General features: G+C 42.2%; 13 protein-coding genes. 12 read left to right on the forward strand and 1 reads right to left on the reverse strand.

What is annotated here, in order from left to right:
* A partial coding sequence (gene grpE, locus RMY16_RS23735) for a nucleotide exchange factor GrpE (protein WP_322738413.1) occupies positions 1–616 on the reverse strand: 616 nt, incomplete at its 3' end.
* 628 nt (positions 617–1,244) lie between these two features.
* On the opposite strand from grpE, the gene RMY16_RS23740 reads away from it, so the two are divergent.
* From RMY16_RS23740 to RMY16_RS23795, 12 genes are all read left to right on the forward strand, one after another.
* Complete coding sequence (locus RMY16_RS23740; RefSeq protein WP_322738414.1) at positions 1,245–3,251, forward strand: GspE/PulE family protein; 2,007 nt, start codon at positions 1,245–1,247, stop codon at positions 3,249–3,251.
* A 110-nt stretch (positions 3,252–3,361) separates the two neighbouring features.
* A complete protein-coding gene (locus RMY16_RS23745; RefSeq protein ID WP_322669086.1) occupies positions 3,362–4,489 on the forward strand; it encodes a type IV pilus twitching motility protein PilT in 1,128 nt (375 codons plus the stop codon).
* Between the two features lie 75 nt (positions 4,490–4,564).
* Positions 4,565–5,788, forward strand: coding sequence for a type II secretion system F family protein (locus RMY16_RS23750; RefSeq protein ID WP_322738415.1), 1,224 nt, complete (start codon positions 4,565–4,567; stop codon positions 5,786–5,788).
* Between the two features lie 121 nt (positions 5,789–5,909).
* The gene (locus tag RMY16_RS23755) at positions 5,910–6,470 is read left to right on the forward strand and encodes a hypothetical protein (protein ID WP_322738416.1); all 561 of its coding nucleotides are present in this window, start codon (positions 5,910–5,912) and stop codon (positions 6,468–6,470) included.
* A gap of 464 nt (positions 6,471–6,934) precedes the next feature.
* A complete protein-coding gene (locus tag RMY16_RS23760; RefSeq protein ID WP_322738417.1) occupies positions 6,935–8,029 on the forward strand; it encodes a serine/threonine-protein kinase in 1,095 nt (364 codons plus the stop codon).
* Positions 8,030–8,591: 562 nt separating this feature from the next.
* Positions 8,592–10,640, forward strand: coding sequence for a serine/threonine-protein kinase (locus tag RMY16_RS23765; protein WP_322738418.1), 2,049 nt, complete (start codon positions 8,592–8,594; stop codon positions 10,638–10,640).
* Positions 10,641–10,826: 186 nt separating this feature from the next.
* Positions 10,827–12,431 carry a HAMP domain-containing sensor histidine kinase gene (locus RMY16_RS23770; protein WP_322738419.1) on the forward strand — a complete coding sequence of 535 codons (1,605 nt, stop codon included), beginning with the start codon at positions 10,827–10,829 and terminating at the stop codon, positions 12,429–12,431.
* Positions 12,432–12,543: 112 nt separating this feature from the next.
* Positions 12,544–13,212, forward strand: a complete 669-nt coding sequence (locus RMY16_RS23775) for a response regulator transcription factor (protein WP_322738420.1) — start codon at positions 12,544–12,546, stop codon at positions 13,210–13,212.
* Positions 13,213–13,246: 34 nt separating this feature from the next.
* Positions 13,247–13,552 carry a type II toxin-antitoxin system HicB family antitoxin gene (locus tag RMY16_RS23780; protein WP_094347360.1) on the forward strand — a complete coding sequence of 102 codons (306 nt, stop codon included), beginning with the start codon at positions 13,247–13,249 and terminating at the stop codon, positions 13,550–13,552.
* The gene (locus RMY16_RS23785) at positions 13,552–13,968 is read left to right on the forward strand and encodes a type II toxin-antitoxin system VapC family toxin (protein WP_322738421.1); all 417 of its coding nucleotides are present in this window, start codon (positions 13,552–13,554) and stop codon (positions 13,966–13,968) included. Before RMY16_RS23780 ends, RMY16_RS23785 begins: the two co-directional genes overlap by 1 nt.
* A gap of 54 nt (positions 13,969–14,022) precedes the next feature.
* On the forward strand, positions 14,023–14,151 hold the full coding sequence (locus RMY16_RS23790) for a response regulator (RefSeq protein ID WP_322738422.1): 129 nt from the start codon (positions 14,023–14,025) through the stop codon (positions 14,149–14,151).
* Between the two features lie 192 nt (positions 14,152–14,343).
* A complete protein-coding gene (locus RMY16_RS23795; protein WP_322738423.1) occupies positions 14,344–15,450 on the forward strand; it encodes a HAMP domain-containing protein in 1,107 nt (368 codons plus the stop codon).
* Positions 15,451–15,691: the final 241 nt, after the last annotated feature.

Raw genomic sequence — 15,691 nt, forward strand, 5'->3', positions numbered from 1 at the left:
CTGTTCCTTCAGGATGTTCATCCGTAGGTTCCCGCATTACTGCTTCGTGCAGGTTAGGATCGAATTCTTGACCTTCGGGACGCATTGGTGAGACACCCAAGCGCTTCAGGCTATCTACTAATTGTTTGTAAACGCCTTGGTAACTTTTGTGCATGGTCATTTCGCCCTCAGACTGCGGTTTGAGGTGCGATCGCGCCCGCTCAAAATTATCGACTACTGGTAACAATTCCAAAATCGTATTCCGCTTCACCTGCAACTCTAGGTCTTCTTTTTCTTTGCTAGTGCGTTTTCGGTAATTCTCAAAATCAGCGGCAATCCGCATATATTGAGTACTACGCTCTTCTAGTTGCGTTTTGACGGACTCGATTTGTTGAGTCAGTTCTACCAAAGCTGCCCTTTCTACTTCAGTTTTTTCAGTTGCAGCGACGCTATTTTCTGAATTGACAGCAGTATCGCCTGATATATTTGTTTGGGCTGCCACTTGCTCTGTCACCTCGCTGCCAGATTCATTGAAATTAGTTTGGGCTGGGAAGTCACTCTTCATTGCTTGCTTTACCTCTGTTGGTTCACCCAATTGCTGGCTTGTATTGTTTATTTGTTTATTTTCATCGATCATTGTCTATTCATTCCAGATCCTATTTATGGCAGTGTATCTCTATAGCTTGCAACCGTCGTCATCCACGACGTGCCGCTGAGGCTGATTTTATTGCCGACAAGTTCCTGGAAGTGATATAACCGTCTTCTTATTGTGACAAATGGTGAACACGTTAGCCCAGACACCACTAAGGCGGGAACCCGAACGAGTAATTTGCAATAGTAGTGCCAAATGCGACTCGCCCCTTATCTTATTTGAAAATATTTTTAATTTTGAATTTTGAATTCAAAGCAAAGCGACTTCAGGAGTGCTGAGTGCCGTTAGCGGGGCATTGAGCCAGTACAATTATTACTTTTTTGACTCAGCACTCGTTACTCAGCACGGGCTAAACGTCCCACTACCGCTAACAGCACTGTTTAGGTGACTTGCGATTATTACTTTTTTGACTCAGCACTCAGCACTCAGCACTCGTTACTCAGCACTCGTTACTCAGCACTCAGCACTCAGCACTCAGCACTCAGCACTCAGCACTCGTTACTCAGTACTCTGCACTCTTTAGGTGACTCAGGACTTTTTTGGCAAATGAGAATTCTGTCTCACAGGCTGGGAATACTTTAAGCAGAGGTTCCCCCTACTCATTCGCTCATTTATGACTTACTCGTCACCACAACGGCGCAGTACCGCTCTAACTACTAGAACAGAGTTTTCGCCCTTCGGCAACAAGCTAGTGCAATCTGGCTATGTCAATACCGAACAGATGAGGCAGGCATTAATTGAAAGCCGCAAATCTGGCAGACCCTTAACAGAAGTATTAGAGTCAATCACTGGGCAACAACTATCGCCTGAGTTACTCAGGCAATACAAAAAACAGCAGTTATTTGAACTGAAAATATTATACGGAGTTGAATTCCTCGATCCAGAAGTCAATTCCGTTGGCAACACGATGATGGGGAACCTAATTGAAACCCTCATCCCAGTGGATATCTGCCGTCGCCATCGTTTAGTACCGCTCTCGAAACACGAAGACCAAACCCCGCCCTCAGTTTTAGTGGCGATGGTTGCTCCAGATAATCTAGAGGCTTCTGATGACCTGAACCGCATCTTGCGCCCCCAAGGCTTGGCTTTACAGCGCATGGTGATTACCCAGGAAGATTACCAACAGCTAATCAACCAATATCTGGATGAAATGGCTGTTAAGCAAAAGCACCTGGAACGAGAAAACTCTACAGATATTAGTCAGGATTTAGAAAATCTCGGAAATCTCGATATTTCGGATGCTCCTGAAGAAATGGAGGCCGATCTAGGAGCAGCGATGAAGGGTGCGGAGGATGCCCCAGTCATCAACCTAGTCAACAGAATCCTGGCTAAAGCTTTGCATGAGGGCGTTTCTGATATTCATATCGAACCGCAAGAAGAAAACTTACGCATCCGCTTTCGGAAAGATGGCGTACTGCGTGAAGCTTTCCCCCCAATGCCGAAAAAAATCATCCCAGCGGTGACAGCCCGATTTAAAATCATCTCCAATCTAGACATTGCTGAACGCCGTCTACCCCAAGATGGACGCATCCGACGGCTGTTTGAGGGACGTAAGGTGGACTTCCGGGTAAATACCTTGCCCAGTCGCTACGGGGAAAAGGTGGTGCTGCGGATTTTGGATAACTCTTCCACCCAACTGGGATTGGATAAGTTAATTACCGATCCAGAGACTTTGAATATTGTCAAGGATATGGTCAGCCGTCCCTTTGGGCTAATTTTGGTAACTGGGCCAACTGGTTCCGGGAAAACAACTTCGCTGTATTCTGCACTCTCAGAAAAGAACGATCCCGGTATTAATATCAGTACTGTAGAAGACCCCATTGAGTACAGTCTTCCAGGGATTACTCAAGTACAAGTGATTCGAGAAAAAGGATTAGATTTTGCTACCGCTTTGCGGGCTTTCTTGCGACAAGATCCAGATGTGCTACTGGTGGGTGAAACGCGGGATAAGGAAACGGCAAAAACAGCGATTGAAGCTGCCTTGACTGGTCACTTAGTATTAACTACCTTACATACCAATGATGCCCCAGGAGCGATCGCTCGTTTGGGAGAAATGGGGATTGAGCCTTTCATGGTTTCTAGTTCCCTGATTGGCGTTTTAGCTCAACGTTTGGTGCGGCGTGTATGTTCTGAATGTCGTGTTCCCTACACTCCCACAACCGACGAACTAGCTCGTTATGGTCTATCAGCTTCCTCTGATGTGGGAGTCACCTTCTATAAAGCTAACACCTTGACATTAGATGCGATCGCAGATGCCAAAGCCAAAAATCACCTTTGCCCAAAATGTAATGGTGTCGGCTACAAAGGGCGTTGTGGTGTTTATGAAGTCATGCGAGTCACCGAAAACCTACAAACTCTGATCAACGAAGATGCACCCACCGAACGCATCAAAGAAGTGGCAATAGAAGAGGGCATGAAAACCTTGCTGGCTTACAGTTTGGACTTAGTGCGTGAAGGTTCCACCACTTTAGAAGAAGTAGAACGAGTGACGTTTACTGATACTGGTCTGGAAGCAGAGTTAAAAGCCAAACGCAAGACTGGTCTTACCTGCCGGAGTTGCGATGCCACATTGAAACAAGAATGGCTGGATTGTCCTTACTGTATGACACCTCGGTTTTAAGACTAATAGTCATTGGTCATTAGTCATTAGTTGATGCTTAGTAACTTTAAACAAAGGACAAATGACAACGGACAAAAGACAAATAACAAACATTAAAAGGAAGCAGAACTATGGAAATGATGATTGAAGACTTGATGGAGCAGTTGATTGAAATGGGTGGCTCGGATATGCATTTATCCGCAGGTTTGCCTCCCTACTTCCGCATCAGTGGCAAACTTACCCCTATAGGTGAGCATGTATTGACAGCCGATCAATGTCAAAGGCTGATTTTTAGTATGCTCAACAATACCCAGCGTAAAACTTTAGAGCAGACTTGGGAGTTGGATTGTTCTTATGGTGTCAAAGGTTTGGCTCGTTTCCGGGTCAATGTCTATAAAGAGCGTGGTGCTTATGCTGCTTGCTTACGAGCATTAAGTTCTAAGATTCCTAACTTTGAAAAATTAGGTCTGCCAGATATCGTGCGGGAAATGTGCGATAAGCCTAGAGGACTTATCCTGGTGACAGGCCCTACAGGTTCTGGCAAGACAACTACTCTAGCGGCAATGATTGACTTGATTAACCGCACCAAGGCAGAGCATATTTTAACGGTGGAAGACCCGATTGAATTTGTTTATGAACCAATTAAAAGCTTGGTTCACCAGCGGCAACTAGGAGAAGATACTAAAAGCTTTGCTAATGCTTTGAAAGCAGCCTTGCGGGAAGATCCAGATATTATTCTGGTGGGGGAAATGCGCGATTTGGAAACAATTTCTTTGGCGATTTCCGCAGCAGAAACAGGACACTTGGTATTTGGTACGCTACACACTAGTTCCGCCGCCCAAACAGTTGACCGGATTATTGACGTTTTCCCTCATGAAAGACAAACCCAAGTGCGAGTGCAATTGTCTAACTCATTGGTGGGGGTATTTAGCCAAACCTTGGTGTCCAAGAAAAACCCTAAACCCGGTGAATATGGTCGGGTGATGGCTCAAGAAATTCTGATTGTCACTCCTGCTATTTCCAACTTGATTCGAGAAGGCAAAACATCTCAAATTTACTCAGCGATTCAAACTGGCGGCAAATTGGGAATGCAAACTCTGGAGAAGGTTTTAGCCGATTTTTATAAAGCAGGGACGATTTCTTTTGAGGCGGCAATGTCTAAGACTTCTAAGCCAGATGAAATTCAACGTCTCATTGGTAATGCTACACCACAAGCTGCCGCAGGTGCTAAACCCGGTACAGCAGCCAAAGCACATTAAAAGAATTGGAGATAGGGGAAATGAAGAATATTTCATCCCCTTGAGTATTTTGAATTTTGAATTTTGAATTTATTTATGCCAAACTTTGTTGCCCGGGTTCGGGATTCACAAGGAAAATCTCGAACAGAAAAAATTGTTGCTGAATCCTTGGTACAAGCTCGTACTAATCTCAGAGATCAAGGTTTTGTAATCCAAGAACTCAAGCAATCTCAGGGATTTCAGCCAGATGTTGCCTTCAAAAATTTCCAGAATTCCTTAGTTAAGGTTTCTGTAAAAGACAAAGCCGTTTTTTCCCGTCAATTTGCCGTTTTGATGAATGCGGGAGTTGCGATCGTTAGAAGTCTGGGGGTGCTTTCCGAACAGTGTAGTAATACTAAACTGAAACAAGCCCTTATGGAAATTAGTACCGATGTTCAAAGCGGAATGAATCTTTCCGAAGCAATGCGGAAGCATCCTGACTGTTTTGATGGATTATATGTGAGTATGATTCAAGCTGGCGAAGTTGGTGGTGTTCTAGACGAAGTATTGAATCGTTTAGCTAAATTGTTAGAAGATGTTGCCCGTTTACAAAACCAAATTAAATCAGCATTGTCTTATCCAACGGTCGTGGGTTTTATAGCAGTTGCTATCTTTCTCGGTATGACCATTTTTCTTATTCCGATTTTTGCCACGATTTTTACACAACTTGGAATCACATTACCACCTCTAACGCAATTCTTGATGGATGCTAGTAAGTTTTTGAGAAGCCCGGGTGCTTTAGTTCTTCTTGCTGCTCTTATCGGACTGAAATTTGCCTTTACACAATACGGTAAAACTCCTGTTGGTCGCATCACAATCGATCGTTTTTCCCTGAAGATGCCATTGTTTGGTGACTTAATTCAAAAATCTTCAGTTGCCCGCTTTAGCCGGACTTTTGGTTCTTTGACTCGTTCGGGTGTACCAATTTTAACTTGCTTAGAAATTGTCCGAGATACATCAGGAAACCAAGTGATTGCCAATGCCATAGATGCAGCCCGTATGGAGATTCAACAAGGGGGCATGATTAGTATTGCTTTGCAAAAAGATGCCGTTTTTCCGGCTATGGCAATTCAGATGATTAGTATCGGAGAAGAAACTGGAGAATTAGATGCAATGTTGATGAAGGTTGCCGATTTCTATGAAGATGAAGTCGAGCAAGCAGTAAAAGCAATGACTAGTATTTTGGAACCACTGATGATTGTAGTTCTAGGGGGAATGGTGGGAACCATTTTGTTAGCGATGTATCTGCCTATGTTTGCGGTATTTGAAAAGCTGGGATAAAGGATTAATAGTTAAGAGTTAGAAGTTATGAGTTAGGAATAGAAACATTTTATTTCTAACTTTTAACTCCTAACTGATTAATTTTATTCTTAACTCCTAGCTCCTCACTATTTAGTAAACTATGACTGTGCAAAAATCTCAGTACGAAGCGAGTTTGGCAGAGTATAGCAATCATCTAGCTGCGATCGCCTTACTAAAGCAATATCGGCCATACTTGGAGATGATTCCCAGTCTGCGCCGTCCAGATGAAAGTGTTATCACTATACCCTTACCAATTGTCCGGCTTCGCAATACTGCTACAACAGCCCCACAAACGATTTGCTTACCCTGTGATGTGGCAATTTTGATGTGCGATCCAGAGTGGAAAATTAAAACTGGAGCAGAAATTTTAGTCTTCATTCATCGCGCTGACGAAGACTTTTCTGATTTGTTAGGACGTTGGCGACAAACCCAAGTTTATCTAGACAATGATTATGAGTGGTTGATGCCTCTCCGTCACAGTCATATTTTGAGTGAGGGAGCTAATGCTATATATCCTCTGTTTATCGTTTTTAGTGAGACTTTAGAACGCATCCAAAGAGGCCTGGTGGGAGCCGAACTCCCATTTATTATACAAGCTTCAGATTTGCTGGTTGAGGATAATTTCACAGATATTTTCTCTTCACAAACTCCACCAGCTTAGGTACTTACAGCAGAATCCAGAATTCAAAATTCAAGAGTAAAATACGCTTTATACCTGCGTAATAGACAAATCGTTGTGTACCTCACTAGCTTAAAATCTGCTGTATAGTCAAAAAAACATCCCATCTATGCGGGACGCTTTGCGAACGTAGAACGCAAAGACTTGCATCTCTATAAATGTACTAAGCGTGAAACTACATATTTTTCCCCCCTTTTGCTAAACTAGAGGGGTTTTATTATGTGCATCTTCATACAAAATTGTTATAAGTAGCCACACAACAGACTTTCACCTCTACCAAGCTACAAATTAGCTCGTTAGACATCCGTGAAAAGGCTAGTTCTACAAAAATTTATTTTTACTTTTTGAAGAGTAATGAGGATTTGGCAAAGATTCAGTAATCTTACTGTTGCCAATAAAGAATTGTCATAAAATTAGAGACATTTAAAAGCAGATATTCTATACTAATGAATCGTTTTCCTCAAAAAACAACGGATTCTCAAGAGAGCATTTCACAACAAACTCAGTTGAGTCAGATGTGTGGTTCCAAACGGCTATTTCGCGATCGCTATGAAATACTGCAAATTTTAGGTAGGGGTGGTTTTGGTGTGACATTTTTAGCCAAAAATGCCTTATTACCTGGGAATCCACTTTGTGTTATTAAACAGCTTTGTCCAAAAGTTACTAGTCCCCAAAGTTGGCAAAGGGCGTGTATGCGCTTTGAAAAAGAAGCAAGAACTTTAGGCCAACTCGGTAGTCATTCGCAAATTCCCATGCTGTTAGACTACTTTCAGGCGAATGGGGAATTCTTTTTAATTCAAGAATATGTGCCGGGTTTGACTTTGGCGCGAGAAGTACGGCAAACTGGGCCCAAAAGTGAAGCCTCGGTTAAGCAGTTCTTACAGGAATTATTACCTGTATTACAGTATCTTCATAAACATCATGTGATTCATCGGGATATTAAGCCCCAGAATTTATTGCGGTGTGAATATGATGGGCGCATAGTGCTGATTGATTTTGGTGCGGTGAAAGAGAAATTAGTTGATGCTTGTGAAAACTCAATCAATCAAGCTGTAAATACCAACTTTATCGGCACTAGAGGATTTGCACCACCAGAACAGTTTTCTCTACGTCCAGTTTATGCCAGTGATATTTATGCACTGGGTGTAACTTGTATTTATATGTTGACTGCGAAAAGTCCTTTAGAGTTGGACTACGACCCAAAAACTGGTGAAATATCTTGGCAAAAACAGGTAAATATCAGCAATAGTTTCGCCCAGATTTTAGGAAAAATGGTGAAAATCACTTTAGAAGAGCGGTTTAAAACTGCCGATGATGTGATGAAAGCTTTAAGTAGTGAAAGTTATTTGCCTACTTTGGCGAACTGTCTAACTACCCAAAAATTAAATAATAAAAGTATTACACAACACGAAATTACACAAAACAAAATTACACAACATGAAATTATACAACACGAAAATTATGATGTATATATGCCACCTGTAGCCAGAACTGCTAGTGCCATTAGGAAATGGAGAGCAAGATTCAAGGAAACAAGATAGCCCATACAGCAGAATTCAGAATTCAGAATTCAGAATGGGCTACGTCTCGCTGCACTAACAGGAGTAAAACACGCTTTCTACCTGGGTAACAGACTTAGCTTTTGTACCTCAAGAACTTGAAATATGCTCTATCTTGCAGCCTTTTTTAGCTAAAGTATCAAATGAATAATTAATTATGGACAATTTAAAATAGCCAAAACAAATTTAGTAAGAATTTTAACTATATTCAATAATCAGTAATGATTAATTAATCAGGGTTTATCTTCAGTACTTAGTCAATTTTTGCTTGCCAAGATACAAGCAAAATTACTAGGTTTAAAAGTTCAAAAAAATATTTTTATTCAGATTATTATATAATCGATAGAATAATTAATCTTATGGCTCTCGTAGTTTTCCACAGATGAGGAAGACTGAGTACTATTTACAAAAGCTAACTATATAAGTAATTCCCCAATCCCCAGAACAGGGTTTATCTACCACAAGTAAGCGAGAGTCAATTATCTTAAGGGAAAGTTCGGGGCAAACTTAGCCTAAGTTGTCATGCAGTCGCGCCTGTCAGATCATGATCTGCTGCTTAAATCCCGATTGCTCAAATCCCCTGAATCCCAATGGAAAGAAGTTTTGCCAAAGTTGTAGCACCCCGCTGGTGTCACTTTTAAGAAATCGCTTTCGTGTCATCCGAGTCCTTTCAGATGAGGGGGGATTTGGCAGAACCTATCTATCAGAAGACGTAGATAAACTCAGTGAACGTTGTGTTATCAAGCAATTAGCTCCAAAATTCCAAGGAACTTGGTCGCAAAAAAAGGCGATGGAGTTGTTTGCAGAAGAAGCGCAGCGACTACAAGACCTTGGGGAACATCCCCAAATTCCAACTTTGATAGCTTACTTTGAGCAAGACGGCTGTCTATATTTGGTGCAGCAGTTTATCAATGGAGATAATTTGTTAAAGGAGTTGCAACAACGCAAGGCTTATAACGCTAGAGACATTCAATCTATTTTGCTAGATTTACTGCCCATCCTAAAATTTATCCACGATCGCAAAGTTATTCATCGAGACATCAAACCAGAAAATATTATCCGCAATAAGAATGATGGGCGATTATGCCTGATTGATTTTGGCTCCTCAAAGCAATTTACCGCCAAAGTTCAGCAGAAATCTGGGACATCCATTGGTTCACATGGTTATTCTCCCCTAGAACAAATTAGAGATGGCAAAGCTTTTCCCGCCAGCGACTTGTTCGGTGTGGGGGCTACCTGCTTTCATCTGCTAACGGGAAATTCACCGTTTCAGTTGTGGATGGAATCTGGGTATGCCTGGGTAAGTAATTGGCGGGAATATTTGCAAAGTCCGTTAAATCCTGAGTTGGATTTTGTCATCGACAAGCTTTTAAAAAAAGATATCCAGGAACGTTACCAGTCAGCCGAAGAAGTCCTGAGAGACTTGACTCCCAAACAACTCCTCGCCCTGCCACCTGCGGGTAAGTCATCGGGGAAATTACCACCAACTAAAGCACCAGCTTTACGAAAAAGTTATCCCTTACTGAGAATTTTAATCTTGGTAAGTGCTTTCATCCTGTTGTTTGGATTCAGCGAGTCTTGGTATAAAAATTTTCGCCGTATTCCAACCAGTTTGGTCTCTAGGTTGATTCAACACAATAGTCCTGTTAAAAATGACGCGATTTTAAGTCAGATTAGCTTGGGTAAGGTTTCCTTAGCTAACACCCTCCAAGGACACGAAAACTCAGTTTTATCTGTCGCCATCACCCCCGATGGCAAAACCATAGCCAGCAGTGGCGACGATCGCACAATCAAACTTTGGAATCTCGCAACCGGAAAACTGATCTCTTCACTCACCGGGCATTTTCAGCAAGTGAATGTCGTAGTGATTAGTCCAGATGGCAAACTTCTGGTTAGTGCTAGTGATGACAACACCATTAAAATCTGGAATTTGGCAACGCGCAGACAAATTCGCACTCTTATAGGGCATTCTGACTCAATTCATGCCCTAGCCATCAGTGCTGATAGCGAGACTCTAGTTAGTGCTAGTGATGACAACACCATTAAAATCTGGAATCTGGCAACAGGAGAGCAAATTCGTACACTAGCAGGGCATACATTCTGGGTGCGGTCAGTGGCTATCAGTCCTAATGGTGTGGTTTTGGCCAGTGGCAGTTTTGACAAGACGATCAAAATTTGGAATTTAGCAAAAGGATACCCAATTCGCACACTAGAAGGAAATTTTCAAACGGTGACAACTGTGGCTATTAGCCCAAATGGTAAAATTTTAGCCAGTGCTAGCCGCGATGTCTACGACGGGCTACGCTTACGCACCATCAAACTTTGGAATTTAGCTACCGGAAGAGAAATTCGCACATTAGCAGGACATAAGAACACTGTCACATCCGTATCCTTCAGTGCCGATGGTAAAATTATTGCTAGTGGTAGCCGCGATCGCACTATTAAACTGTGGAATACAGCTACAGGAGAAGAAATTCTCACATTGGCGGGGCACACCAACACCGTAACATCTGTTACCTTTACTTCTGATGGCAAAACCCTTGTTAGCGGTAGTGAAGATAACACGATTAAGATTTGGCGGTTGTCTCAGTGAGTGGGGATTAGGGATGAGGGACAGTTAAGAATCTCGTTCATCCACCTTTGAACCCAATACTTTTCGGTTAAGGGGTAAAGGGGAAAGGGAAAGAGTTTGAACTTACCTTTACCCCTTGCCCTTTAACCTTTCCCCAGCCCATGATCCCCAATTGCGATAAACTGTCTCAAATGGGGAGGGGTAAAAATGAGCAGCATCACCAACCATCGCCGCGATCGCAGGTTTGGGATTAAAATAACAAAGCTGTTTTCAGGTTGGCAGCAAGTATTTGGAGAAGCACGCACCCGGATTTTGCTCTGGTACTTGCTGATTTTGGGGATAACATTTCTCATCGCCATTCCTGCCTTTCGCTATAACCTCTACCACCGCATTGATGAGCGAGTTCGTCAAGATATGGTAGAAGATATAGCGGCTTTTAATGCCTTAATTAAAGGTGAAACTTTTGCTACAGAGGATGCACTGACTGAGGACAATCCAGAAGAGATAGTGATTGGGCCAGAGCAATTGAAATGGTTGCTGGCCGGAAAAAAACAAATTGTTCCTCCCACTTCCAGAGAAGATTTGATTAAGCTTTTTAGAGCTTATCTGTTATATCGGCTACCAGAGGATGACTCTTATTTCATCACCTTTGTTGACGGTGAATTTTATCAGTCTAGCCCTAGAGCGCGTCCCAAACCACTTGCCAAGGACTCACCACTCATGCAACGGTGGGCAAAACAAATTAAGCCAGAACAGGGAGAAAAAGAATTTTCCGGCCCCGATCTTAGTAAAATCCTTTACAGGGTGGAACCGATTAAAATTAATGGAAAAACGCGAGGTGTATTTGTTGTTGCTCATAATACAGATGGTGAGCGAGCAGAGGCACTAGAAGCAGTTTCTGTAATTATTGAAGTTTCTAGTTTAGTGTTTGTGGTGTCGTTCATTCTGGCGTGGTTGGCGGCGGGACGGGTGCTAGCTCCCCTACGAACAATTACTACCACCGCCCATGCAATTAGTGAGTCAGATTTAACTCAGCGCTTACCTACGCAAGGTCAGGGAGAACTGGCAGAATTAGCAACGAAATTCAACGAAATGATGGACAGACTAGAGGCAGCTTTTGCCACCCAGCGAGAATTTGTCAACGATGCGGGGCATGAACTCAGGACTCCCATCACCATAATTCGCGGACATTTGGAACTGATGGGAGATGACCCTCAAGAGCAACAGGAAACCTTGGCACTGGTTATCGGAGAATTAGACCGGATGAGCCGTTTGGTGGATGATATGATTTTGCTGGCAAAGGCAGAACGCTTAGATTTTTTGCAGTTAGCGACGGTGAATGTAGCAGACTTAACCCAAGAGTTATTTGTCAAAGCCCAAACTCTGGCAGAGCGAGATTGGCAAATAGATGCGGTGGCAAAGGGTCAGATTATAGTCGATCGCCAGAGAATTACTGAGGCTGTAATAAATTTAGCCCAGAATGCGACTCAGCATACCGGAAAGAATGATACTATTTCCATAGGTTCTGCGATCGCTAAAGGAAAAGTGCATTTCTGGGTACGCGATACAGGTGAAGGCATTCCGCTTATCGATCAAAAACGGATTTTTGAACGTTTTGCTCGAACTTATAACAGTCGTCGTCGTTCCGAGGGTGCGGGATTAGGGCTGTCAATTGTCAGAGCGATCGCGCAGGCGCATGGTGGACAGGTATTGCTTCGGAGTCAACTAGGAAAAGGTTCGATGTTTACCATTGTTTTACCCCTCGATCCCCCGCAGGAAATGAGTGCTTATGCCGCAATACGGTTCGGTTAAAGGCGAAAGGGGAAAGGGAAAAGGTTTTAAATATATGCTTTACCGCTTACCCCTTAACCTTTTCCCAGAATACGAAGAAAGTAAAGAGTGCTTATCTAAACCATATTGCCTTATGCCCAACATTCTCATCGCTGAAGATGAACCCCGCATTGCCTCATTTATTGAGAAAGGATTGCGATCGCAAGGTTTTACAACGACAACAGTTGCCGACGGACTCCATCTGGTGGATGTTATACACAGTGGAGCTTTTGACTTACTAATTTTGGATTTGGGATTGCCTGGAAAAGATGGATTTCAGGTATTGGAAGAACTGCGGGGACAGGGAGAAGATTTACCTGTAATTATTCTCTCGGCTCGGAGTGACATTCACGATAAAGTCGCTGGATTAGAAGGAGGTGCGGATGATTATGTCACCAAACCTTTCCGATTTGAAGAACTTCTGGCGCGGGTAAAGTTGCGTTTGCGATCTGCTAGGCCAGTCAGAGATACCCAAGAGTTTATCCTCACAGCGGGTAATGTGGTACTCGATTTGCGGACTCGACGGGTAAAAGTAGGCGATCGCTTTGTAGAATTACCTGCTCGTGAATTTACAATGGCAGAAATGTTTTGTCGTCATCCCGGACAAGTTATTAGTCGAGAACAACTCCTAGATTTCGTTTGGGGTTACGACTATAATCCTGGTTCTAATATTGTTGATGTCTATGTTGGTTATCTTCGCAAGAAACTAGGCAGCAACATTATTGAAACCGTTAGAGGGATGGGTTATCGCTTGCGAATATAATACCATTTTGGATAAAACATACAGATAGACAATTATGCAGTACCAAATTTTTGTTCAAACTCAAAAAGATAATTTTGTGGCATCAGTAGTTGGGATGCCAAATGTAATGGTTGAGGCTAATACAGAAGAGGAAGCAATCTCAAAGGTTAAATCTGCGCTACAAGCGCAATTAGCGACAGGTAAGTTTGTGACGATTGAAGTTAATCCAAAAGAAATCCCTCATCAACAAATAACTCAGATGAAGTATGCAGGAATATTTGCTAACGACCCAACATTTGACGATTTCATGGAGAAACTATCTGTTATCCGCAAAGAATTAAATGCAACTAAAGATGAGTAATGACGATTTATATTTTAGATACAGACCACTTGAGTCTTTATGGACGAAATCACCCCATCCTAATTGCAAAGTTATTAGCAGCTAATATACAACTAACAACAACTGCGATTAATGTTGAAGAACAATTAAGAGGTCGTTTGGCTCAAGTTGCTGAAGCAAAAGAGGGAGTTTTACAATCAAATACTTATCAGCGACTGGTTGAAACAGTTATGCTACTGTCTGAATTTAATATTCTTCACTATGATGAAAAATCCCAAGAGATTTACCAAAAATTCAGAAATCAACGCATTCGCATCGGGACTCAAGATTTACGCATCGCGTCGATAGTCCTTGCTAATAAAGGAATCCTGTTAACGAAAAATATGCGAGATTTTGAGAAAGTTCCAGGACTTACTATCCAAGATTGGTCAACTTAAGCTTTTTATCTTGTAATTGCACTATTAACCGAAGTTGCTAGTACAATACCAGTTGTGGACGGTTGGACGGTATTAAAAGAAATTCGTAGACAGGGAGAGACACTACCCATTATTATCATCACAGTTTGTAAAGATGATCGCAAACGAGCGATCGCACTCAAAAATGGAGCAAATGACTATTAGACATCTTGCAAAAGTAACAAATACCAAGATATCGGGCTGCATGTTAAAGGTTAAGGGGTAAGGGAAAATTCCATACCTTTACCCTTTAACCCTTAACATGTAGCCCCTTCTGCAAGAAGTCTATATTACCAAGCCATTTCGCTTCAGTGACTTACTGGAACGAATTGAAATCCATCTAAGTCGTGGTTGAGTATGAAACAGCACAGTAAGTTTGATAAACTGACCTCTAAGCAATCAAATAGCCGCTTGCAACTATCAAATCACAGTATTTCTAGATACTGGTTTAGCTATTTGAAGGTTGGTCAAAAAATCAGTATTGGATATGCACTGCTTGTCAGTATCGCCGTACTGGGAACTACTATGGGTTTTCTGATTGCGGATCATTACAAAGAGAAGGCGCAAAAACGGGAAGAAGCAGCGTTTGAAGAGTTATATCAAGCTTCCCAGCTAAAAACGAGTGTGTTTTATGTCCGCACCACTCAACACCAAATGATTCTCTACATGGATAGACCAAACTTATGGAAAAAAAATTACACTGAATTACTAAAGTATGTTTCCGAAACCCGACAAGTTTGGTTTGAATTAACAGCAAATTATACTATTAATAAGCCAAATTATAGTTTTGTAAGTGGAAAAAAAACAGTTTATCCCCTGTTGCAGAATTATAAAGGTTTTAACGCTTACTTACAGCGCACAGAAGCTTTTTTTAAAGAGAATAATCCCAATAATTTATCACCAATCGAGATTAAGACAGCACAAGCTCAATTATTCAATTTTATGCATGGCTCGTCAGTTTTTTTGATGGATAACTTTCTCAATGACATCAGCAAGCTTGTGAAAGTTACAGCCGAGGAGTATCAGCAAGCAAAACAGGAACTACAAACGGCAGAAAAATTACGCTTATACATTATTGTCGGTAGCCTCTCACTATCAATTGCGATCGCCACATTACTAGCAATTTACACCAGCCGCGCCATTGCTAGTCCCATTCAAGCTGTTACCCATATTGCCCAACAGGTTACAGAAGAATCTAACTTCGATTTACAAGCACCCGTCACGACTAATGATGAAGTTGGCATCTTAGCTACTTCCCTCAATCGTCTTATTCAAGAAGTTCAGCAACTCATAAAAGCTCAAAAGGATAGTAATGAACAGCTAGAAGTATATAGCCAGGTTCTAGAAAAGAAAGTGCGCGAACGGACGCAGGAGTTAAATGAAAAAAATCAACGCTTAGAATTGGCGTTAGCGGAACTGCGTCACACCCAAGCACAAATCGTGGAAAATCAGCAAGGTAAATAGGGATTACCCACATTTTTGTAACATAGGACTAGCCCTAGCCCTGAATGGCACTAAGTTAAGCCGTATAGTAGGCAGCGTAAGGGTTGCAGAGGGGCAGAGGGGCAGAGGGGCAGAGGAGCAGAGGGGAAAGAGTTTGCAACAAAGCACTTTGCTCAAGAGTTCTCCATCATCTTGTTTGCTCCCCTGCTCTCTTGCTAACTCGACAATTTACCTTTTGTTAGTGCCATTCGGACTAGTCCTC

Source organism: Nostoc sp. DedQUE12b (assembly GCF_034530835.1).
Taxonomy (GTDB): Bacteria; Cyanobacteriota; Cyanobacteriia; order Cyanobacteriales; family Nostocaceae; genus Nostoc.